At 71.8% G+C, this 21,360-nt stretch carries 20 protein-coding genes and 1 riboswitch; of the genes, 10 read left to right on the top strand and 10 right to left on the bottom strand.

The window, feature by feature from the left end; translation table 11 throughout:
- Positions 1 to 83: 83 nt before the first annotated feature.
- The 3 genes from ACZ5ID_RS11550 to ACZ5ID_RS11540 all read right to left on the bottom strand — a co-directional run bounded on the left by ACZ5ID_RS11550 (position 84) and on the right by ACZ5ID_RS11540 (position 3,594).
- Positions 84 to 1,400, bottom strand: coding sequence for an FAD-binding oxidoreductase (locus ACZ5ID_RS11550; protein ID WP_468896158.1), 1,317 nt, complete (start codon positions 1,398 to 1,400; stop codon positions 84 to 86).
- Between the two features lie 211 nt (positions 1,401 to 1,611).
- Complete coding sequence (locus tag ACZ5ID_RS11545; protein WP_468896155.1) at positions 1,612 to 1,908, bottom strand: hypothetical protein; 297 nt, start codon at positions 1,906 to 1,908, stop codon at positions 1,612 to 1,614.
- A 15-nt stretch (positions 1,909 to 1,923) separates the two neighbouring features.
- Positions 1,924 to 3,594, bottom strand: coding sequence for a sodium:solute symporter family protein (locus ACZ5ID_RS11540; RefSeq protein WP_468896152.1), 1,671 nt, complete (start codon positions 3,592 to 3,594; stop codon positions 1,924 to 1,926).
- Positions 3,595 to 3,937: 343 nt separating this feature from the next.
- Here ACZ5ID_RS11540 and ACZ5ID_RS11535 point away from each other — a divergent pair, with 343 nt between their 5' ends.
- The 6 genes from ACZ5ID_RS11535 (at position 3,938) to ACZ5ID_RS11510 (ending at position 9,633) form a co-directional block, all read left to right on the top strand.
- The gene (locus ACZ5ID_RS11535) at positions 3,938 to 4,795 is read left to right on the top strand and encodes an AraC family transcriptional regulator (RefSeq protein ID WP_468896149.1); all 858 of its coding nucleotides are present in this window, start codon (positions 3,938 to 3,940) and stop codon (positions 4,793 to 4,795) included.
- Between the two features lie 40 nt (positions 4,796 to 4,835).
- Positions 4,836 to 5,696, top strand: a complete 861-nt coding sequence (locus ACZ5ID_RS11530) for a dioxygenase family protein (protein ID WP_468896146.1) — start codon at positions 4,836 to 4,838, stop codon at positions 5,694 to 5,696.
- Between the two features lie 229 nt (positions 5,697 to 5,925).
- Positions 5,926 to 6,828, top strand: coding sequence for an oxidoreductase (locus ACZ5ID_RS11525; RefSeq protein WP_468896143.1), 903 nt, complete (start codon positions 5,926 to 5,928; stop codon positions 6,826 to 6,828).
- A 351-nt stretch (positions 6,829 to 7,179) separates the two neighbouring features.
- Positions 7,180 to 7,364, top strand: a riboswitch (cyclic di-AMP (ydaO/yuaA leader).
- A gap of 4 nt (positions 7,365 to 7,368) precedes the next feature.
- A complete protein-coding gene (locus ACZ5ID_RS11520; RefSeq protein WP_468896140.1) occupies positions 7,369 to 8,202 on the top strand; it encodes a transglycosylase SLT domain-containing protein in 834 nt (277 codons plus the stop codon).
- A gap of 109 nt (positions 8,203 to 8,311) precedes the next feature.
- A complete protein-coding gene (locus tag ACZ5ID_RS11515; protein WP_468896137.1) occupies positions 8,312 to 8,905 on the top strand; it encodes a TetR/AcrR family transcriptional regulator in 594 nt (197 codons plus the stop codon).
- Positions 8,899 to 9,633 (top strand): LmeA family phospholipid-binding protein, encoded by a 735-nt coding sequence (locus tag ACZ5ID_RS11510; protein WP_468896134.1) that lies wholly within the window; start codon positions 8,899 to 8,901, stop codon positions 9,631 to 9,633. The genes ACZ5ID_RS11515 and ACZ5ID_RS11510 overlap by 7 nt, the downstream gene beginning before the upstream one ends.
- A gap of 78 nt (positions 9,634 to 9,711) precedes the next feature.
- Here the strand turns inward: ACZ5ID_RS11510 and ACZ5ID_RS11505 are convergent, their stop codons facing one another.
- The gene (locus ACZ5ID_RS11505) at positions 9,712 to 10,392 is read right to left on the bottom strand and encodes a LamG domain-containing protein (protein WP_468896131.1); all 681 of its coding nucleotides are present in this window, start codon (positions 10,390 to 10,392) and stop codon (positions 9,712 to 9,714) included.
- Between the two features lie 379 nt (positions 10,393 to 10,771).
- Between ACZ5ID_RS11505 and ACZ5ID_RS11500 the strand changes: the two genes are divergently transcribed.
- A complete protein-coding gene (locus tag ACZ5ID_RS11500; protein ID WP_067161837.1) occupies positions 10,772 to 10,975 on the top strand; it encodes a cold-shock protein in 204 nt (67 codons plus the stop codon).
- A gap of 343 nt (positions 10,976 to 11,318) precedes the next feature.
- Complete coding sequence (locus ACZ5ID_RS11495) at positions 11,319 to 12,845, top strand: DEAD/DEAH box helicase (protein WP_468896127.1); 1,527 nt, start codon at positions 11,319 to 11,321, stop codon at positions 12,843 to 12,845.
- A gap of 43 nt (positions 12,846 to 12,888) precedes the next feature.
- Here the strand turns inward: ACZ5ID_RS11495 and ACZ5ID_RS11490 are convergent, their stop codons facing one another.
- The 3 genes from ACZ5ID_RS11490 to ACZ5ID_RS11480 all read right to left on the bottom strand — a co-directional run bounded on the left by ACZ5ID_RS11490 (position 12,889) and on the right by ACZ5ID_RS11480 (position 15,359).
- Positions 12,889 to 13,299: a GntR family transcriptional regulator gene (locus ACZ5ID_RS11490; protein WP_468896124.1), complete on the bottom strand. Its 411-nt coding sequence runs from the start codon at positions 13,297 to 13,299 to the stop codon at positions 12,889 to 12,891.
- Between the two features lie 132 nt (positions 13,300 to 13,431).
- Positions 13,432 to 14,418 carry an ABC transporter permease gene (locus ACZ5ID_RS11485; RefSeq protein ID WP_468896121.1) on the bottom strand — a complete coding sequence of 329 codons (987 nt, stop codon included), beginning with the start codon at positions 14,416 to 14,418 and terminating at the stop codon, positions 13,432 to 13,434.
- Positions 14,415 to 15,359, bottom strand: a complete 945-nt coding sequence (locus ACZ5ID_RS11480) for an ABC transporter ATP-binding protein (protein WP_468896118.1) — start codon at positions 15,357 to 15,359, stop codon at positions 14,415 to 14,417. The genes ACZ5ID_RS11485 and ACZ5ID_RS11480 overlap by 4 nt, the downstream gene beginning before the upstream one ends.
- 224 nt (positions 15,360 to 15,583) lie before the next feature.
- Here ACZ5ID_RS11480 and ACZ5ID_RS11475 point away from each other — a divergent pair, with 224 nt between their 5' ends.
- Positions 15,584 to 16,255 carry a DUF4232 domain-containing protein gene (locus ACZ5ID_RS11475; protein WP_468896115.1) on the top strand — a complete coding sequence of 224 codons (672 nt, stop codon included), beginning with the start codon at positions 15,584 to 15,586 and terminating at the stop codon, positions 16,253 to 16,255.
- An 18-nt stretch (positions 16,256 to 16,273) separates the two neighbouring features.
- Here ACZ5ID_RS11475 and ACZ5ID_RS11470 read toward each other — a convergent pair whose 3' ends face one another.
- A complete protein-coding gene (locus tag ACZ5ID_RS11470) occupies positions 16,274 to 17,395 on the bottom strand; it encodes a sulfite oxidase (protein ID WP_468896112.1) in 1,122 nt (373 codons plus the stop codon).
- A 236-nt stretch (positions 17,396 to 17,631) separates the two neighbouring features.
- Here ACZ5ID_RS11470 and ACZ5ID_RS11465 point away from each other — a divergent pair, with 236 nt between their 5' ends.
- Positions 17,632 to 19,014, top strand: a complete 1,383-nt coding sequence (locus tag ACZ5ID_RS11465) for an FAD-binding oxidoreductase (protein WP_468896109.1) — start codon at positions 17,632 to 17,634, stop codon at positions 19,012 to 19,014.
- A gap of 26 nt (positions 19,015 to 19,040) precedes the next feature.
- Here ACZ5ID_RS11465 and ACZ5ID_RS11460 read toward each other — a convergent pair whose 3' ends face one another.
- The gene (locus ACZ5ID_RS11460) at positions 19,041 to 20,390 is read right to left on the bottom strand and encodes a VWA domain-containing protein (protein ID WP_468896106.1); all 1,350 of its coding nucleotides are present in this window, start codon (positions 20,388 to 20,390) and stop codon (positions 19,041 to 19,043) included.
- A complete protein-coding gene (locus tag ACZ5ID_RS11455; RefSeq protein WP_468896103.1) occupies positions 20,387 to 21,256 on the bottom strand; it encodes an AAA family ATPase in 870 nt (289 codons plus the stop codon). The genes ACZ5ID_RS11460 and ACZ5ID_RS11455 overlap by 4 nt, the downstream gene beginning before the upstream one ends.
- Positions 21,257 to 21,360 lie beyond the last annotated feature (104 nt).

The following is a 21,360-nucleotide window of genomic DNA, read 5'->3' as shown; positions in this document are numbered from 1 at the left end:
CCACCCCCTCTCCCCCCCCCCCCCCCCCGTCTCCCCCCCCCCCCCCCCCCCCTCCCCCCCCCCCCCCCCCGCGGCCGTAGGTGTCAGCCCAGGACCGGGAAGTTGCTGCGGAAGACTCCGCGCGGGTCCCGGTCGCGCTTGACCTGCTGGAGCCTGGCCAGCGCCGCCGGCCTGAAGGCCGTCGCGGCGGTGTCGCCGGGGGAGAGGTAGGTGTAGGGCTTGCGTCCGCTGACGTACGGGGCGACCGACTGCACCAGCGCCTCCTGGCGGGCGGCGATCTCGGCCCCGCGCTCCGGCGTGAACGGCACACCGAACATGGAGAGCGTGTACGGCTCGGTCAGCGGGCCCTGCGGGTTCTCCGTCGGTGCGGCGAAGGCGCCGCCCAGGTGGCGGATGTGCACACCGACGAGCGGATCGATCGGCTCCGCGAGGAGAGCCGCCGCCACCTTGTCGTCCAGGTCGGTCAGCAGCTCGGCGCGGGTCGCGCTGGGGCCGGGCTCGGTCGGCTCGCCGGTGATCTCGCCCAGCTGGGCCACCGGCAGCATGCCCCGCGTGTCGGTGTTGGCGCCCTCGATCCCGTCGAGCGCGCGGAGCAGCGCCCGGCCCTCGGCCTCCTCGCCCAGGAACGTGCTGTCCACGGTGACCAGTGAGGGACCGTTGGGGATCTGGAGGATGTTGATCCACGCGGTCAGCTCGTCCGGCGCGTTCGCGGTGATCTTGCGGAAGGCGTCCAGGACCCGGGGCGCCTGGCTGCCGTGCCAGACCACCCGGCCGCCGAAGAGGGCGGGCGCGGGGTGCAGGTCGTACTCGATCGCCGTGACCAGGGCGTAGTCGCCGCCACCGCCGCGCAGCGCCCAGAAGAGCTCCGCGTCGGAGTCGGCGGTCACCCGGGCCCGGTCGCCGTCGGCGGTGACCACGTCGAAGGCGGTGACGCTGTCGGCGGCCCAGCCGTACTTGCGCCCGAACCAGCTGAGCCCGCCGCCGAGGGTGTAGCCGACCACGCTGACCAGCGGGGAGCTGCCGGGCAGCCCGGTCAGACCGAGCGGGCCGGCCACGGCCTGGACCTGTCCGCCCAGGACGCCCGCGCCCACCCGCGCGGTGCGGGTGGCGCCGTCGACCTGGAGCTCGTCGAGTTGGCCGGTGCGGAGCAGGATCACGCCCTCCACATCACCGCTGGCGCCCCGGCCGCCGGGCTGGGGCGCGACGACGAGCCCCGCTGCCGCCGCGTACCGCACCACGGCCGAGACGTCGTCGGCGTCGGCCGCCTCGACGACCGCCGAGACCGGCTGCTGGACCGACCGGTTCCACGGCTGTCGTGCCTGGTCGAAGTCGTCGTCACCGGTCAGCAGGACACGGCCGCGCACCTGTGACCGCAGTTCGGCGAGAGCGCTCGTCGTCATGGTTCTTTCCCTACTTCCTCGTTCCGCGTGTGCCCCCGGAACCGCCCCGGCCGGCTTTCGCGATCACTTCCCTGACGGAATCGAACGGGGAAATGTGACGGGGCGGGGGTGGGAGAGGGGGAGCGGGAGGAGCGGGGGAGGGGTCAGCGGTGTGCGGGGCCCTGCGGGAGGGCCCCGCACACCGGCGCGGGCGGGACTTTCGCCATACGCCCTAGACCGCTTCCGGCCCGTCCTCGTCGTCCTGCGGGACGGGCGGGGCGAGGGGCCGCAGCCAGAGCCAGCCCAGGAAGAACAGGCCGAGGGCCAGCATGCCCAGCCCGGTCCAGAGGTTGATGTTGACGCCCTGGGCCTTGTCCAGGTCGGCGTCGGAGGCCGTCAGCCCGGCTATGGTGACGATCACTCCGTACAGGGTGAAGAGCCCGCCGATGATCCGGCGGATGTCGAAGAGCCGGGCCGCCGTGGCGGACTTCTTCTCCAGCTCGGAGACTTCGCGTTGCAGTTCAGACATGGTCCTGGCCTCCGATCAGAGCGAGTAGGGCACGTAGCAGAGCGCGGCGAGGACGACCGCTCCCCAGCCGAGCAGCGCGGGCCTGCGGTACCAGGCGCCGTCGCCCTCGCCGGGCGCCTCCTCCAGACCGGGCGAGGCCGTCCCGTACACCAGCCCGGCGAGCTCGGCCTCGGGCTTGGGGGCGGTGAAGAGCGTCACCACGACCATGGTGATCGCTCCGGCGGCGAAGCCGACGATCGCGGAGACGAAGTTGGCTCCCTGGTCGGTGGGGATGGAGACGACGCCCTGCTTGTAGATCCAGAAGTAGTTGACCATCGCGGCGGTGGTGCCGGCGAGGAGCCCCCAGACACCGGACTTCATGGACGCGCGCTTCCAGAACATCCCGATGACGAAGACCACGAACATCGGCACGTTGAAGAAGGAGAACAGCGTCTGGAGGTATCCCATGATGTTGGAGAAGCTGGACGCGATGAACGCGGTGCCGATCGAGGCCAGCACACCGATGGCGGTGATCAGCCGACCGAAGCGCAGGTAGTACGCGTCGGGCCGGTCCTTCTTCACGTACTTGGACCAGATGTCGTAGGTGAAGACGGTGTTGAACGACGACACGTTGGCCGCCATGCCCGCCATGAAGGCGGCGAGCAGACCGGTGACGGCGATCCCGAGCACGCCGTTGGGCAGCAGCTCCTGCATCAGATACGGGATGGCGTCGTTGTACGTCAGGTCGGAACCCGGGGTGCCGATCTTCGGCACCAGGGCGGCGGCGACCAGGCCCGGGATCATCACCAGGAAGACGATGAACATCTTGGGGAAGGCGGCGATCAGCGGGGTGCGCCGGGCGGCGCTGAGGTTCTTCGCGGACAGGGCGCGCTGGACCTCGGCGAAGTTGGTGGTCCAGTAGCCGAAGGAGAGCACGAAGCCGAGCCCGAGGATGATCGTCAGCCAGTTGGCGCCGAGCGGGTTGCTCTGCCCGATACCGGTGCCGCCCCAGGCGGTGAGGTAGTTGTGGCCGTGCGCGGACTCCAGGTCGTCGCTGAGCGCGCCCCAGCCGCCGACGCGCTTGAGGCCGAGGACGACGAGCGGGATGAGCGCGGCGAGGATCACGAAGAACTGGAGCACTTCGTTGTAGATGGCGGAGGAGAGTCCGCCGACGGTGATGTACGCGAGGACGAAGAGCCCGGCGACGACGATGGCCACCCACTGCGGCCAGCCGAGCAGTGCCTCCACGACGATCGACAGGGCGTAGAGGTTCACGCCCGCGATGAGGATCGCGGCGAAGGCGAAGAGGGCCGAGCTGAGCAGGTGCGCGGAGGCGTCGAAGCGCTGGAGCAGGAACTCCGGCACGGAGCGGACCTTGGAGCGGTAGTAGAACGGCATCATCACCAGGCCGAGGAAGACCATGGCGGGGATGGCGCCGATCCAGTACCAGTGCACGACCGCCACCCCGTACTGGGCGCCGGTCGCGGCCATCCCGAGGATCTCGGTCGCGCCGAGGTTGGCGGCGACGAAGGCGAGCCCGGTCACCCAGGCGGGCAGCGACCGCCCGGAGAGGAAGAAGTCGAGGCTGGTCTTCACACTCGCCCGGGCGGCGAAGCCGATGCCCAGAACGACGACGAAGTAGATCGCCAGAATGGTGTAGTCGAGCCCGTTGGTGGGGAGCCGGAGCCCTGCGGCCAGAGATTGCATACGTACCCGCTTCGTCGAGCGAACTGATCGGAACGGAACCTACGCCTCAGCGGCGAGAAACTGAACACTTTTGTTGGAAGTTTTTGTTTGATTGTGGTGGAGAGTGATGGTGCCAGCGAGCGAGGGGGCCGTTCCCGGCGGTACGCGGCGCTGTTCCGTATCCCCCGGCACCGTGCCATCGTGAAACCCAGGACCAGTGGTCTGGACCAGACCTGGTCATCGGTGGTGGGTACATGCGCGGTGGGAGTCGTGGATGCGTGGGGCGGCGGCGGTGTCGGGAGCCGGGTGGAACGGGTGTGGGGACGGGGGTGGGGTGCCGCCGTTGCATCGGCTGGAGGTGCCGATGCCCAACTCGCTGCCGTTCGCCATGGGCACCTTCGACACCATCGGCGCGATGTCCCGCGCCGACTTCCCCCACCGGCACACCTTCTACGAGATCGTGCACATCACCGGCGGCACCGGCGCCCATGTGCTCGACCTCGCCCGGTTCGCGCTGCGGCCACCCCACCTGTGTGTCATCTCCCCCGGGCAGGTCCACCAGTGGGAGTGCGCGGACGGGCCGGAGGGGTGGGTGATCCTCTTCACCGAGGACTTCCTGCTCGACCACCCCGACGACCGCGCCCTGCTGCGCACCCTCGGCCCCCGCCCCTGGCTGGAGCTGGACCGCGAGGCCGAGAGCTGGACCTCCTCGCTCGTGGGGGAGATGTACGAGGAGTACCGGACGGGGGCCGAGGGCTTCCACGGAGTGCTGCGCGCGCTGCTGCACGTCCTGCTCGTACGGACGGCGCGACTGCCCGCACCCCCCGTCGTCCAGGACGTCGCCCGCGCGAGCGGCGTCGCGGGGCGGTTCACCGCCCTGGTGACGCGCGCCGACGACCTGCCCTCGTCCGTACGGGCGTGTGCGGAACGGATCGGGGTGTCCGTGGGGTATCTGACCGAGGCCGTGAAGGAGGCCACCGGCCGGACGCCCGGTGAGCTCATCCGCCAGGCCCGCACCCACGAGGCCAAACGGCTGCTGCTGCACACCGAGTTGACGGTACGTCAGGTAGCCGGGCGGGTCGGATTCGCCGACCCCGCCTACTTCTGCCGCTTCTTCCGCCGGGAGACCGGCACCAGTCCCGGCGACTTCCGGCGCGGCGGCGGCGATTATCACCACGACCACCGCATCGCGTCCATAGCCCGGACACGACCGTCCCCCTAGCGTCGTAGCCGTCCCCAACCTCCCCCCCCAAGGAGCAGACATGGATGGCGAGAGCGACGCGACGAGGCGTGACGAGAACCGGCACGTGGACGCCGACGGGCGGCCCCGGCCCAGCCGCAAGACCGTGCTGCGGGCCGCGCTCGCGGCGGGAGTGGCCGTGCCCGTGTCCCTGGCCGGGGTGCCGGCCCTGGCCCGTGGCGCCACCGGCAGCGCCACCGCCCCCGAACTCACCCCGCCGTGCGACGACGGCGACCACCCCACCCCGGAACAGATAGAGGGCCCGTACTTCAAACCGAACTCTCCCGAACGCACCTCGCTCCTCGACCCGGGCACCCCCGGCACCCGCCTCACCGTCACGGGATACGTCTTCGGCCGGGCCTGCCTACCGCTGTCACGCGTCCTGCTCGACTTCTGGCAGGCCGACACCAATGGCGCCTACGACAACACCGGCTTCCGCCTCCGTGGCCACCAGTACACGGACGCGCGAGGCGCGTTCACGCTTACCACGATCGTGCCGGGCCTCTACCCCGGCCGCACCCGCCACATCCATGTGAAGGCGCAGGCGCCCGGACGGCCGGTGCTCACCACCCAGCTGTACTTCCCCGGCGAGCCGCGCAACACCACCGACTCGCTCTTCGACGCCCGGCTGCTGATGACCGTTCGGGACGCGGGCGGCGCGAAGGAGGCGGCGTTCGACTTCGTACTGGACGTGGCCCAGTCACCGTCGCCGACCCCCACACCCACCGGCCCGCCGCCCGGAACCACCTGGGCCGTCGGCACCGCCTACCGCTCGGGCGACCGCGTCGCCTACGGCGGTCGCGGCTACGTCTGCCTCCAGGCACACACCGCACAACCGGGCTGGGAGCCGCCGAATGTACCCGCGCTGTGGCGGACGGAGTGAGTCGTTTCCTTGGCGCCCATTCCACCGGTGCGGCCCTGAATCCGCGCGATATCGAGCAGACTCGTCCGTGCTTATGCCGAAGGCGGAAGGAGGAATGGCCGAAGGGGAAAGCGTCCCATTGATCCCGTCGAGTTGATTGGGTCGTTGCGACCGATGATGCGGTTGGGCCCGTGCAGACCGTGGAGTTCGGGCATTCCCCTCACGCGGTCATGGATGGCAGACTGCGATCATGACTACGGAGACGATCGACGCGGCGGCAGCGGGCGCCTGGAAACTCGGTGACCTGTCGGTCAACCGCCTGGGATTCGGCGCGATGCGCCTGACCGGGAGCGCCGCATTCGACCTCGGTACACCGAGCGACCGCGAGCGGTCCCTCGGTGTACTGCGGCGCGCGGTCGAACTCGGCGTCAACCACATCGACACCGCCGCTTTCTACTTCTCCCGGGTCCGTTCCGCCAACGAACTGATCAACCGGGCGCTGGCGCCCTACCGGGACGATCTGGTCATCGTCACCAAGGTCGGCCCGGCGCGCGACGCGTCCGGCGCATGGCTCCCCTGGGCGACCCCGGAGCAACTGCGCGGCCAGGTGGAGGAGAACCTGCGCCAGCTCGGCCGCGACCACCTCGACGTGGTCAACCTGCGCCTCAACGGGCCCGGTTCGCTCGCCGAGCACTTCGGCGCACTGGCCGAGCTGCGCGAGGCGGGCCTCATCCGCCACCTGGGCATCTCCAACATCGGGCCCGAGCACCTGGCGGAGGCCCAGGCGATCGCGCCGGTGGTCTGTGTGCAGAACCGGTACGGGCTGGACAGCAGGCGTACGGGCTCCGACGAGGTGCTGCGCCTCTGCGGTGAACAGGGCATCGCGTTCGTCCCCTTCTTCGCCATCGCCGGCGAGGGGCGCGAGAGCGGGGCGGGGCACGGTGGCGGGGACGGCGAGGCGGTCCTCGCGGTCGCCCGCGCGCACGGGGCGACGCCCGCCCAGATCCGCCTCGCCTGGACGCTTCAGCAGGGCGCGCACGTGCTGGCCATCCCGGGGACCGGCAACCCGGACCATCTGGTGGAGAACGTGGCCGCGGGCGCGCTGCGGCTCACGGACGAGGAGATGGCACTGCTGGAGTCGCCGGACGCCTAGATGTCCGGAATGAGCCACGTACAGCCTTTTTCGTTCCTATGTCGTCAATCTATTCATTGGGAATGATAAAGGGGCTTAGCTTTTCTTTTGGGTGCCGCGAGGGGCTGTTCTTTCCCCCGTGGGTGTGCGGAGAAGTCCGCGTGAAGCCGCCAGGAAAAGTGAAGTGGGTCACTCGGGGTGTGCGTGGGCGCGCCCCGGTGACGCGCGTATTCCGTTCCGTGGAAGGCGAGTTGGGGATACGGGGAGAAGTGCGCCCGTATCCCCGTCCGCGGTGGATCTTTCTATCCGGCCGCGGAATGAATTCACGCTCTTGTTTCGGCCGGTCCTATTCGATTACGGTCTCGCTCAAATCCGGATGGACCGCCGAATCCTGCCGCTGTCCGGAAACCTCCCACACACGAAAAGGCAGGAGCGGGGGACCCAGGTAGTCGCCGGATCCGGATGACGGAACGGCTCGGGGTGAAGCCGCGTGCAGCGCGGCCGGGCAGCTCTCGCCCGAACCCGACAGCTCACCTCGCAGGCGAAGGAGAGGAATTCGCCATGCCTGCAAAGGGTAAGCACCGCCGCCCCAAGTCCAGCAGCCTGACCCGCGGTATCGCCGCCGCGGGCACGGGCGGCGCCGCGCTCATCATTCCGGTGATCGGCGCGACGAGCGCCGGTGCCGCACCCTCGGCTGCCCCCCACGCCGGCGCCGTGAGGGCCGCCTCCGCCGTCGCGGCCGTCAAGGGCGCGGTGTCCGCCAAGCCGATCGTCGCGGCCAGGGCCACCGCGGCGAAGGCTGCCCCGACGACCTACTCCGTCGTCGCGGGGGACACCCTCTCCAAGATCGCCCAGGACCTCGATGTGAGCGGCGGCTGGAAGAAGCTGTACCAGGACAACCGCCAGGCCATCGGCGGCAACCCGGCGCTGATCCATCCCGGCCTCGCACTGACGGTGGGTCAGAAGGCCAAGGCCGCCTCCGCCGGCCGCGCCGCCACCCCGGCCCGGGCCGACCGTTCGGCGCGGACGAGCGCGCCGCTCCAGCAGGCGAGCGCCACCGTGACGAAGGCGTACGGCAACGATCTGGACGGCTGGATCCGGCAGTCGCTGGACATCATGGCCCAGCACGGCATCCCCGGCTCCTACGACGGCATCTACCGCAATGTCATGCGCGAGTCGTCGGGCAACCCCTTCGCCATCAACAACTGGGACTCCAACGCCGTCGCCGGCACCCCCTCCAAGGGTCTGCTCCAGGTCATCGACCCCACCTTCCAGGCCTTCCACGTGCCCGGTACCTCGACGGACAGCTACGACCCCGTCGCCAACATCGTCGCCGCCTGCAACTACGCGGCGAAGACGTACGGCTCCATCGACAACGTGAACGGCGCCTACTGACCGAAGGCCTCCCGCTCCCTCCCTTTCGCGCGCGACCCTCAGACCATCTGGTCCATCAGGGACCAGATGGTCTGTTACGGTGGCGTGACCAGGCTCAGGGGAGGACCGCATGCCACGCCCGACGCGCGCCGAACTCGACGCCGAGATCATCGAGGCCGCCGCCGAGCTCTTCACCGCCCAGGGCTACCTCGGCACCTCGGTGCAGGAGATCGCGGACCGGGTCGGCTACTCCAAGACCGGGCTGCTGCACCGTTTCCCCTCCAAGGAACGACTGCTCGCGGCGACCCTCATCGGTCCGCTGACCGAGTTCGCCGCGTTGCGGGCCACCTGGGGCGCCCTGCCGCAGGGGCCCGAGCGCCATCTGCGGGCCTCGGCCGATCTCGTCGACCTGGCGCTGCGCCACCGCTCCCGGCTCGCCCTGCTCTTCAACTCCGGGCTGCCGGTACTGCCCGGCGCGCTCGCCGGGGTGGCGGGCATGGGAGATCTCGGCGACCACCGCACCGAGACGCTGGCCGCCTTCGCCGACGCGGACGACCTGGCGGGCACGATCCGGGCGCAGCTGGCCGTGACCGGCCTGGTCAGCACCGTCGCCGCCCGCCAGGACATACCGGACGAGCTGCTGCGCGCCCCGCTGCTGAGCGCCTTCCGTGCCGCGTGCGGGATCTGCGCGGACCCCGTGACCGGTGAGGGGGCCGCGTGCTGAGGGCGCGTGCCGTGGCGGGCCGGGCGCTGCGGGGGTGGCGCAAGTACGCCGTCGCCGTGGTGGTGCTGGCCGGGCTGGGCGTGGCGGGGGACCGGGCCGCAGCCGCCTGGACGGAACACCGTACGGCCGACGCGTTCCAGAAGGCCCAGGGGCTCACGACCGCACCCCATGTGGAGGTGCACGGTTTCCCCGTACTGACCCAGCTGGCCGGAGGCACGCTCGACCGCGTCGACATCGAGGCCTCCGGCATACCCGCGGGCCGCGACGGCGGCCGGCTCCCGATCACCACGCTGACCGTCGAGCTCGACCGACTGCGCCGCTCCTCCGACGCCTCCGAGGCCCACGCCGCCTCCGCCAGGGCCACCGCCTTCGTGTCCTACCGGGACCTGTCCCACGCGCTCGGCTTCGACCTCGGCTTCAGCCCGGACAGTACCGGGTCCGAACCGCGCGTCGCGGCCACCGCCTCGGTGCCCCTCTTCGGCAGGGTCGGTGCCAGCGCGCGCGTGGAGATGGCGGGGGAGCGCGCGCTGAAACTGCGTTCCGTGAAGGTCGGGGACGGCCTGCCCAAGGCGATGCGCTCGATCGTCACCGGCATGCTGGAGCGCGAGGTGAAGCTCGACGGCATTCCGGACGGCCTGGCCCTGACCTCCGTCACCACGACGCCGGAGGGACTCACCGCGACGCTCTCCGGCAAGGACGTCACCTTCCGCACCGACGCCCGCGCCTGAAGAGCCCGCGCCTGAAGTACCCGTAGGCCCAAGCCATGTGACGAGGCGTCACACAGTTGGGGCGTCACGGGGTCGGTGTCATACGGCGTTCGCCGGTTCCCGGTACACCCGCAGCGCGGGCACCTCGAACGACATCTCCGACACCTCGGGAGCGGGCCGGGGGTGGTAACGGCCCGCGCTGACCGAGAGGTTGACGATGAGATGGGCGTGCCAGCGGCGGCCCACCCCCTTGTGGTCGGCGAAGACCGGGGCGCCGTTCACCCACCACGTCACCGAACGGGCGCCGAACTCGACCCGCAGGTCCAGGAGGGCGCCGGGGGCGATGGACGGGTCGCGGTGGTAGTGGTGGGCGTCCCGGACGTGGTTGGTCAGTTCCAGGAGGTCGGGGTTGTCGGGGTGGTACTCGAACACGTCGATCTCCTGGCCGCCGTCCCGCCAGGTCCAGATCGCCGGCCAGGCTCCCGTCTCGCGGGGCAACCGGACCCGGGCCTCCAGGACGTCCCCCGCGCGCACCATGAAGTCCTCGTCGCTGCCCTCGGTGGTCAGCAGCCCCGTGTTCCACATGCCGTCGGGGCGGCGCCGCGCCCGGAACGTGCCGGTGCGGCCGTACTCGGCGTCGGGGACCAGATGGTCGAGCTTGTCGTCGCCGGGATTGACGGGGCCGCCGTCCGGATACGCCCAGGAGCGGCCCGCCACCCACTGCGCGGGGGAGGTGAAGTCGGCGGTGAGGACGGGCGAGCGCGGGGCCTCGGGGAGCACGGCCAACACTCTGGCACAGCCACGGAGCGCACCGGGCCGCTTCCGGGACGTTGCCGGGCGTCTCCTCCCCGTACCCCGAAAGTATGCTTTACGTAAGCAAAGGGCCGGGGTGGTGCGTTCGGGGCGTTTTCCCCGGGAGATCGGGGATTCTGCGGCGTACGGCTGAAAACTTCGGCATTTGCTGTACGCGGCGGCCGACCCGTGCTACTGTTGATCTCAGTTGCAGTTGTGGTTCCCAAAGACTTCAAGTGCCTGGGCGGGCAATCTTCCGCCGGGCACTTTTGTATTTCCGGTGCTTTCCGGACGGGGTAATCATCGCGGCGACGCCGGGGTTCACACAGTGTGGACTCCAAGGGCAATGCCCCGAAGGAGATATGACATGGCTACTGGCACCGTGAAGTGGTTCAACTCGGAAAAGGGCTTCGGCTTCATCGAGCAGGAGGGTGGCGGCCCGGACGTGTTCGCCCACTACTCGAACATCGCCACCCAGGGCTTCCGTGAGCTTCAGGAAGGCCAGAAGGTGAACTTCGACGTCACGCAGGGCCAGAAGGGCCCGCAGGCGGAGAACATCACCCCCGCCTGACGCCACTGAAGCGCAGGTATGACGCAGCTGGGGCCCGCACCTTGTGTACGGGCCCCAGCTCGTTGCTGTCTCCAGGACGCGCGGCCGTACGGCCCGTGTCCACCGCGCCGTGGACGGCACTCCACGACACGCGGGACACCGGGTACCGCCGTACGCGCCACCGCTCCGCCGGGACCATCGCCGCGGACCGGCGCACGGCAGGTATTCCGAGGCCCGGCGGCCCGCGACGACGCGGCCGGACCGGGCTCGTTCTCGTCTTTTCTTTCGGCTCGTTCTTGCGATTCCCCGGCAGTCGTCTCCGCCGCGAATTCCTCGATACGTGCCATATCGAGGAAGGTTCTGCATGAACCGATCAACACGTACGAATGACCGCTCCTACGGCGACCGCAAGGGATCCGGATCCGGCGGCGCCGAACGCGGTGGCGCGCGCTACCGCGCCCAGGCGCAGAGCCGCTCCGCCGGCCGCACCAGGCGCCCCGCCGCTCCGCAGGGCGAATTCGCCCTGCCCGCCACCGTCACCCCGGCGCTTCCCGCGGCCGAGGCGTTCGCCGACCTGGACATGCCCGCCCCGCTGCTGGCCGCGCTCACCGAGCAGGGCGTGACGGAGCCGTTCCCCATCCAGGCCGCCACCCTGCCGAACTCCCTCGCGGGCCGCGACGTCCTCGGCCGTGGCCGCACCGGCTCCGGCAAGACCCTCGCCTTCGGCCTCGCGCTCCTGGCCCGTACCGCGGGCAAGCGCGCCGACTCCAAGCAGCCGCTGGCCCTGATCCTCGTCCCCACCCGTGAGCTGGCCCAGCAGGTCACCGACGCGCTCACCCCCTACGCCAGGTCGCTCAGGCTGCGCCTGGCCACCGTCGTCGGCGGAATGTCGATCGGACGCCAGGCCGGGGCACTGCGCTCCGGCGCCGAGGTCGTCGTGGCGACCCCCGGGCGCCTGAAGGACCTCGTCGAGCGCCGCGACTGCCGTCTGGACCGGGTGGACATCACCGTGCTGGACGAGGCCGACCAGATGGCCGACATGGGCTTCATGCCGCAGGTCACCGAGCTGCTCGACCTGGTGCGCGCGGACGGGCAGCGGATGCTGTTCTCCGCCACCCTGGACCGCAACGTGGACCTGCTGGTGCGCCGCTATCTGAGCGACCCGGTGGTCCACTCCGTCGACCCCTCGGCGGCGACGGTCACCACGATGGAACACCACCTGCTGCATGTGCACGGCGCCGACAAGTACGCCACCGCCACGGAGATCGCCGCCCGCGAGGGCCGGGTGATCATGTTCCTGGACACCAAGCACGCGGTCGACCAGTTCACCAAGCACCTCATGAGCAGTGGTGTACGGGCCGCGGCGCTGCACGGCGGCAAGTCGCAGCCGCAGCGCACCCGCACCCTGGCCCAGTTCAAGGACGGGCAGGTCACCACGTTGGTGGCGACGAACGTGGCGGCCCGGGGCATCCACGTCGACGACCTCGACCTGGTCGTCAACGTCGATCCGCCCGCCGACCACAAGGACTACCTCCACCGGGGCGGCCGTACCGCCCGCGCCGGTGAGTCCGGCAGCGTCGTCACCCTGGTCACGCCCAACCAGCGCCGCGACATGACCCGGCTGATGGCGGACGCCGGCATCCGGCCGCAGATCACCCAGGTCCGCTCCGGCGAGGCCGAGCTGAACCGGATCACCGGCGCCCAGGCACCGTCGGGCGTCCCGATCGGCAACGCGCCGGCGGCCGAGCGCCCCAAGCGCGGCGGGGCACCCTTCCGGGGCATCGGCACCACCCCGGGCCGTCCCGGCCGCTCCGGCGGAAGCCGGCGGACCACCGAGGCCCAGCAGCTCGCCGAGGCCCGCAAGGCGGCCCGCGTACGCCGCTCGGCTTAGCGGGGACGGTACGGGGACGCCGCCCGGCGCGGCCGGGCGGCGCTCAGCGGGCGGGGGTGTGGACGGGCGTGCTCGCCGGAAAGGTCTCGGCGAGCAGCGCGTCGAACAGCGTCGTCACATCGTGCTCGGTCAGACCCTCCGCCCGTGCTTCGCGCAGCCACTCCCCGAGCCGGGCGCGCAGCGGCGACTCCGGGGCGGTCTGCGGAGTGGCGAGCGAGCGGGTGATGAACGTCCCCGCCCCCTGGCGCACCTCGACCAGACCGGCGCGCTCCAGCTCCCGGTACGCCTTGAGGGTGGTGTTGGGGTTGACCTTGGTGGTGGCGGCCACCTGGGCCGCGGTCGGCAGTTTGTCGCCCTCGGCCAGAGCGCCCATGCGCAGGGCCTGTTCCACCTGGTGGACGATCTGGAGGTAGGCGGGCAGGCCGTTGCGGCGGTCCACACGGAACGCGACCATCGCACCTGCCTCCTTCGCTGGAAATCTCTGTCGGGCCGCGCCCCGGAAGTCCCGGGACTCCAGGGCGCGGCACCTTGCGCACGATGGCGTACAGCCTATGCCCGGGGTTGGGCCGAGCCGGGCCGGGCGGCCCTAGAACGCCTGGCGGCGGGTGCGCCACAGGGCCAGCGCGAGCAGGACCGCGCTCCCCACGGTCAGCAGGGCCGCCGCGGTCCACTGCAGGGTGGCCATCTGGTCGTAACCGAAGTAGTCCCACACCGTGTTGACGATGCCCTTCTGGGCGCGGCAGCGCTCGGGGCTCGCGTCGTCGACGCAGGTGCCCCACCCGTAGAGCTTGCCGGACGCGGTGCCGATCCACTGATCCACCTGGGACGCGCCGTCGAGCACCGCCGGCTGTGAGCTCTCCAGGGGGAAGGCGACCCGGCGGGGCGTGGCGAGGTGCGGCTTGAGGTAGTCGAAGACCACCGAGAACGCGTAGGCGCCGAAGAAGGTGAGCGTCATCGCGGTCACCGCACGGCGCACCAGCGCGCCGATGACGATGCCCAGCGAGGTCGTGAACAGCGCGGTCGTGAGCAGCACGGGCCCGGTGTTGTTGAAGATCGTCCCCTCCAGCCAGTCGCCGGAGACGAACGGCCGCGCCGCGTGCCAGTACCAGGTGAGCAGCGCTCCGAGGATCGCGGTGGTCACCACGACGAGACCCAGCGCGAAGCCCACCTTCCACAGCAGCCAGCGCCAGCGGGGCACCGACTGCGTGGTGACCAGCCGTGCCGTGCCGTTCTCCTGGTCCGCGGCGAGCAGCGGGGCGCCGAGGAAGACACCGAACAGCAGCGGGAGATACCCCACATAGGAGGCGTAGCTGTTGAAGGTGTCCGACAGCCGCATGCGCCGGGCGCCGTCGAGGTCGTCCACGCGGGCGGTGGGCCAGCCGGCGGCGTGCGCCTCGTCCAGCATGGCGCCGCGCTGGTGGATGATCAGGGCGCCGCCGATCAGGACCGCCGCCGCGCAGGCGATCAGGACGGCCCGGTGCTGGCGCACCATCAGCCAGAGCAGTCCGCGCAGCCGCCCGGGCCTGGCACGGGTCGGCTCCTCGGTGGCGGAGGGACGGGTGACGGTGCTCATACGGCGTACTCCTCTTGGTGGCCGGGAGCGGCGGCCGGGGACAGCAGCGCGGGCGCCTGGGGGTTGCGGAGGTAGGCGAGCAGGACTTCTTCCATGCTGGGCTCGGCGAGCTGCCAGTCGCCGGTGAGCGGCCCCTCGGTGCGCACCATGGCCGTGAACTGCCGTCCGGCGGTGCGGGATTCGATCACCGTGTGGGTGTTCAGGGCGGCGGGCAGGACCTGGTCGGTGGTGACCCCGGTGACCAGGGTGTGCATCGGCACCAGCTCGTCCGTCTCGCCCGCCATCCGGACCCGGCCGTCGGCGAGGACGAGGAGGTAGTCGCACATGTGCTCGAGGTCACCCAGGATGTGGGAGGACATCAGGACCGTGGTGCCGCGCTCCACGGCCTCGGCCATCAGCAGCGAGCTCAGCTCGTCGCGGGCGACCGGGTCGAGATCGGCCATCGGCTCGTCCAGGAGCAGCAGGTCGGGCCGCTTGCCGAAGGCGAGCGCGAAGGCCACGCGGGTGCGCTGGCCGCCCGAGAGGCTGCCGATCCTGGCGTTCATCGGGACGGCCCCGCCGCGCACGATGCGCTCGGCCGCGTCCTGGTCCCAGCTCGGGTTGAGCTCCTGGCCCAGCCGCAGCGACTCGGCCACGGTGAACCGCTTGAACATCGGTTTGTCCTGGGCGAGATACGCGAACCGGGGCAGCGCGGCGGGGGAGCCCGCGGGGATGCCGAAGATCCGCAGCTCACCGGTGCTCGGCTCGACGAGCCGGGTCGCCAGGTTGAGCAGGGTGCTCTTTCCGGCGCCGTTGGGTCCCACCAGTCCGCAGATGCGCCCGGCCGGAATCCGGAAGGTGCAGTCCCGCAGGGCCCAGCCCCGGCGGTATTTCCTCCCCAGCCCACGCGCTTCCAGGGCCCAGCGGGTGTCGGCCGTGCCAGGAGCGGTCATGTCGCGCACGCCTCCCCCCTTTCCATGATTCCACTAGTTGACTAGTGGAATCATGGGGTCGGTGACGAGGACGTGTCAAACGGCGGGCCGCCCGGGCGAGCCCGCCCCCCGTCCGGGGCGTGGCGCAATTGTCACCGTCGTGCCACACCTCCTCACCCGCGCGAACCGTTCCCGCCGCCACGGTGTGTTGTACGGCGAGCGCCGGGGTGTACCGGCCTATCCTCGGGGGAGTCATGGACTACTCACATATGCGTCGTGCGATCACGGTGGCGGCGACGGCCGCGGTGGCCGGTGTCCTGGTGGTCGGCTGTGAGCCGGGCAGTGGCGGCGGATCCGCTCCGGGGGCCGCCGCGTCCCCCGTGATCCCCACCGCCAAGGCCACACCGCACACCACCGCGCCCACCGCGAAGCCCCCCGCCGAGCCGGGAACCGCGGGCAGCACCAAGCCCAAGCACGCGGCCCCCAAGTGCGCACTCAGCGACCTCAAGGTCACCCCGGCCCACCAGGCCGCCAACCGCCCCCAGGGCACCGGCCTCGGCGCGGCCGTCGTCGGCTTCACCAACACCTCCGCGCACCCCTGCTCGGTGAAGGGGTTCATCACGGTGGCCGGGGCGGGCAACGGCGCACCCGACAAGAACGTCCCCCTGGCCGTCACCCCCACCGGCACCGCCGCCACGGTCCTGCTCACCCCGGGCGCCCACGCCTGGACCAAGCTCACGTTCGTGCAGGTCCAGGGCGAGGCCGACGGATACTGCGTGTCGGGGGCCGAGCCCTCCTCGTACCCGACCGTCGTCCTCGGGGTGCCGGGTGCCGGGCGATACCAGACGGCCCTGGACGACGGGGTGTTCGCCGAGTGCGACAACAAGGTGAAGGTCACCGCGCTCTCCACCACCAAGCCCTCCTGAGCCCGCGGCCCGGTCCGCTCAGCCGTCCTCGGGGCAGAACACCTCGACCCGCTGGACCACGTTGTTGGCGAAACCGCCGCGGTTCCAGGGCTGGGTGAGCGGCTGGGTGGCGCCCCCGGCGTCGGTGGCGCGGGGGCTCAGGACGTGGCGGCCGGGGGTGGCCGTCCACAGGGCCCGCCAGCGGCGCCACGCCCAGCCGTGGCCGACCGCCGGGGCGAGCTCCGCCTCGGACCATTCGCGCCCGTCGTCCGTGCTCACCTCCACCCGGGTGACCGGCGCCCGCCCCGACCAGGCCCGGCCCTCCAGCAGGACGCGGCCGGGGCGCACCACACGGGTGCGGGACATGAAGTCCGGGAAGCCGGGCGGGATCATCAGCGCGCGCGGAGCGATCCTGGTCACCGGCTCGCCCGTCTCCCCCGCCGACTGCCGGTAGCGGTACGCCACTTGCTGCTGGAAGCCGGTGAACGGGGTCGCGGTCAGCGTGATGGCGCGCAGCCACTTCACATGGGCCATGCCGTACCACCCCGGGACCACCAGCCGCAGCGGACGGCCGTGCTGGGGCGGCAGCGGGGCGCCGTTCATCTCGTACGCCACCAGCACCTCGGGGTCCCGGCCGAGGGCCTCCCCCAGCGGCAGGCTGCGCTGGTAGTCCTGCTCCACACCGCGCTCGACGCCGTGGTCCGCGCCGGTGAAGACCGCCTCCACCGCGTCCGGCTCCACCCCGGCCTCGGCGAGCAGCAGTGTGCGCAGCGGCACCCCCGTCCACTCCGCGGTTCCCACCGCCTCCATCAGCCACGGCTGACTGACGGGACGCGGGGAGAGCAGGGCCCGGCCGTTGCCCGCGCACTCCATGGTCACCCGGTGGGTGACCGCCGGGAAGGAGCGCAGAGCGGCCAGGTCCAGGGTGAGCGCGGTGCGCACCCGCCCGTCCACGGTGAGTTCCCAGGTGTCGGCGTCGGTGTACGGGATGTCGTAGTGGACCAGGACGTAGTGCAGCCCGGGCGGGGTGACGTCGTAGCGCAGGGCCTCCAGGGGCAGCGCGTGGTTGCGGGCGGCGAGGGCGAGCTCCTCGGGGCTGATGCCCTCGGCCGGGCCGGCGGTCCGGCCCGGGGTGCTGATGTCACCGAAACGGGCGTCCATGCCCCCATCGTGCGCCCGCGGCCGGGCCCGGTCATCTCCAGGGACGGGGCCCCGGGCCGGGGGATTGCGAGTCCCCGGCCGCGGGGAGACGCTTGAGGTGTCAGCCCTGTGGCGCCCGTCAGCGGCCGAGACCCGTGGGGGCGCCGGGGCACCGGCGCGCGAGAACCACCGGCGGCCCCAGCAGGGGAAGGGCCGGGCGGGTCCCCGGACCTGCCGTGCGCGGCAAGGAGAGCGTCATGGACGGGACGACGCTGGAAGCGATGCGGACCGTGCTGCGCGGTCCGGTGATCGGCCCGCAGGACCCGGAGTACACCGAGGCGCGCACGATCTACAACGCGATGATCGACCGGCGGCCGGCCGCGTTCGTGCGGTGCGCGGACGCCGGCGACGTCATCGACGCGGTCGACTTCGTCCGCGACCACGGCCTCGAACTGGCCGTCCGCGGAGGCGGGCACAGCGGGGCGGGGCTGTGCCTGGTGGACGACGGGGTCACCCTCGACCTGTCGCCGATGCGCTGGGTGCGCGTCGACCCCTCGGCGGAGATCGCCCAGGTCGGCGGCGGCTCCCTGATGGCCGACCTGGACCACGCCGCCCACGCGTTCGGGCTGGCCACACCGGGCGGCATCATGTCGACGACGGGCGTCGCCGGACTGACGCTGGGCGGTGGCCACGGTCATCTGACCCGCAAGTACGGCCTGACCATCGACAATCTGCTGGCCGCCGACGTGGTGCTCGCGGACGGCAGCTTCGTCACGGCGAACGAGCGCGACCACCCCGACCTGTTCTGGGCGCTGCGCGGCGGCGGCGGCAACTTCGGCGTCGTCACCGCCTTCACCTTCTCGCTGCACCCGGTGCACACCGTGGTGCTCGGCGTGACCCTGTGGACACCGGACCGCATCGGCGACGTACTGCGGTGGTACCGCGAGTTCCTGCCGCAGGCGCCCGAGGACCTCAACGGGTTCTTCGCCGTGCTCGTCGTCCCGCCGGGGCCACCGTTCCCGGAGGAGATCCACGGACAGAAGATGTGCGCGGTGGTGTGGTGCTGGACCGGCGACCCGGACCAGGCCGACCAGGTCTTCGCGCCGGTGGCCGAACCGGGCCCGCCCGCCTTCCACTTCACCGCCCCGATGCCGTACCCGATGATGCAGAGCATGTTCGACGAGCTGATCCCCGCGGGCCTGCAGTGGTACTGGCGCGGCGCGTTCTTCGACCGGATCACCGACGGGGCCGTCGACGTCCACGCCAAGTACGCCGAGGGCATCCCCACCGATCTGTCGACCATGCACCTGTACCCGGTCGACGGGGCCGCCCACCGCGTCAAGCCGGGCGACACCGCCTGGGGCTACCGGGACGCCGTCTGGTCCGGGGTCATCGGCGGCATCGACCCCGACCCGGCCAACGCCGAGACCGTCCGGCAGTGGTGCGTGGACTACTGGGAGGAACTGCACCCGCACTCCATGGGCGGCGGTTATGTGAACTTCATCGGCGCGGGCGAGGGCCAGGAACGGGTCAGGGCCACCTACGGCGAGCAGTACGACCGGCTGGCCGCGGTCAAACGCGCCTACGACCCGCACAACCTCTTCCACGCCAACCAGAACATCGAACCGGCGCGCGGCTGACGTCCGTCGGCCCGGGGCCTACCGGGTCACACCGGCAGGAGCCGGGCGACGAGGCCGCCGAGCTGCCGGGCGTTGCGGCACACGTGCATCTCGACCACCTCGGCGTAGGCGAGCGCGGCGGAGTCCCCGGTCGACCACAGGGAGTGCGGTTCGGGGTTGAGCCAGTAGACCCGGCGGGCGCGCTCCGCGATACGGCGCAGCGCCGGGACGTTGGGGTCCCTCATGTTCGTCCGGGCGTCCCCCAGGACGAAGACGGCGGTGCGCGGGCCGACCGCGTCGAGGTGGCGCTCGGCGAACTCCCCGAGCGAGGTGCCGTAGTCGCTGCTGTCGTGCCATCCCGTCACCGCCGCCTCACCGGCGATGCGCTCGGCCAGGCCCGCCGGGTCCGCCGCGCCCTTGTGCAGCAGGCCGGTGACCTCGTCGACGCGGTTGACGAAGGCGAACACCCGTACCCGGCTGAACTGGTCGTGGAGCGCCTGCACCAGGAGCATGGTGAAGTTCGCGAACCCGGCGACCGAGCCGGACACGTCGCAGAGCAGGACGAGTTCCGGGCGTACGGGACGGCGGCGGCGCAGGACCGGGCGCATGGGAACACCGCCGGTCGACAGCGAACCGCGCAGGGTGCGGCGCAGATCGATCCGGCCGCGGGCCGCGCGGCGCCGGCGGACCGCGAGACGGGTGGCCAGTCTGCGCGCCAGCGGCTGCACCGAACGGCGCAGCTCGTCGAGCTCGGCGCGGCCCGCCACCAGGAAGTCGACCCGGTCGGCGGTCGGCCGCACGGCCCGGCGCGCGATCTCGTCGGTGCCGCGGCGCTGCGCCACCCGGCGGCGCGCCTCGGTGGCGACCTGCTCGCGGAACCCCTGGACGCGGCGCCTGATCTCGTCGTCGGTCAGTCGGTCGGTGAAGTCGGCGCCCCCGGCCCCCTGGGCGAGGGTGGCCCGTACCCGCGCGAGCAGGGTCTGCGGGCGCAGCCGGTCGAGGGTCTGGTGCGCGGAGAAGCCGTCCGAGCCGGGCGAGGCGCCGTATCCGCCGAGCGCGTCCACCGCCTCGGCGGCCAACCGCCCCAGCGCCGCCCGGTCGTCGGCGGCGAGCGCGGCGGCCAGCCGCTCGCGCAGGTCCGCCGTGTCACCGCCGGTGGCGGGCGGGGCGCCGACGCGGAGCGGGAAGTACAGATCGAAGACGGGGTCGAAGACCGCCCGCTGGCCCTCGTGGTGCAGCAGCGCCGCCGCCAGCCCCTCCCGCATCCGCTCGCGGTCGTCGAAGCCCAGCACCTCCAGGGCCGCCGCCGCGTCGACGGTCTCGCCCGGCCCGATCCGCAGCCCGTGCGTGCGCAGCGTGCGGACCAGCCCCGTGAGCCGGTCGGGCAGCGCGGTCACACGGCGTCCAGATCGAGTTTGGCGGCGGCCTTGAGCAGGTCGTCCTGGTGCTTGAGGAGGACGCCGAGGCTGTCGCGCACGACGGTCTCGTCGAGGGTGCCGGCGCCGAGCGCGAGCAGCGTACGGGCCCAGTCCACGGTCTCCGCGACCGAGGGCGCCTTGCGCAGGTCCATCGCCCGCAGCGCCCCCACCACCCGCACCACGGAGGTGGCCAGCGCCTGGTCGAGGCCGGGCACCCGCATCCGTACGATGCGGCGCTCCAGCTCCTCCTCGGGGAAGCCGATGTGCAGGAAGAGGCAGCGGCGGCGCAGGGCCTCGGAGAGCTCCCGGCTCGCGTTGGAGGTGAGCACCACGAAGGGGCGGCGCGTCGCCGTGATCGTGCCGAGCTCGGGCACGGTGACCTGGAAGTCGCTGAGGACTTCGAGGAGCAGTCCCTTGACCTCCACGTCCGCCTTGTCGATCTCGTCGATCAGGAGGACCTTGGGATCGCTGCCGCGGATGGCCGTGAGCAGCGGGCGGGGGAGCAGGAACTCCTCGCCGAAGATGTCCGTGCGGGTCTCGTCCCAGGACTCCTCGCGGCCCGCGGTGATGCGCAGCAGTTGCTTGGCGTGGTTCCACTCGTACAGCGCCCGGGACTCGTCGACGCCCTCGTAGCACTGGAGCCGGATGAGTTCCGCGTCCGCGACCCGGGAGACCGCCTTGGCGAGCTCGGTCTTGCCGACGCCCGCCGGGCCCTCGACGAGCAGCGGCTTGCCGAGCCGGTCGGCGAGGAAGACGGTGGTGGCGACGGCCGTGGACGCCAGATAGCCGGCCTCGGCCAGGCGCGCGCGGACATCGTCCACGGACGTGAAGTACCCGGTCGTCATGGGGCGTTCTCCTGGTCTCCCGCTCGGCCGGCGGTCGCCCGGCGCGCTCGTACGTGCTGCCGTACGTACTTGATCAGCTCCCCGGGCCGGTCCACAACGGCCGG

Source organism: Streptomyces sp. NPDC031670 (genome assembly GCF_055580545.1).
The sequence above is the reverse complement of the archived record's forward strand: the minus strand, read 5'-3'. Positions and strand labels throughout refer to the sequence as shown.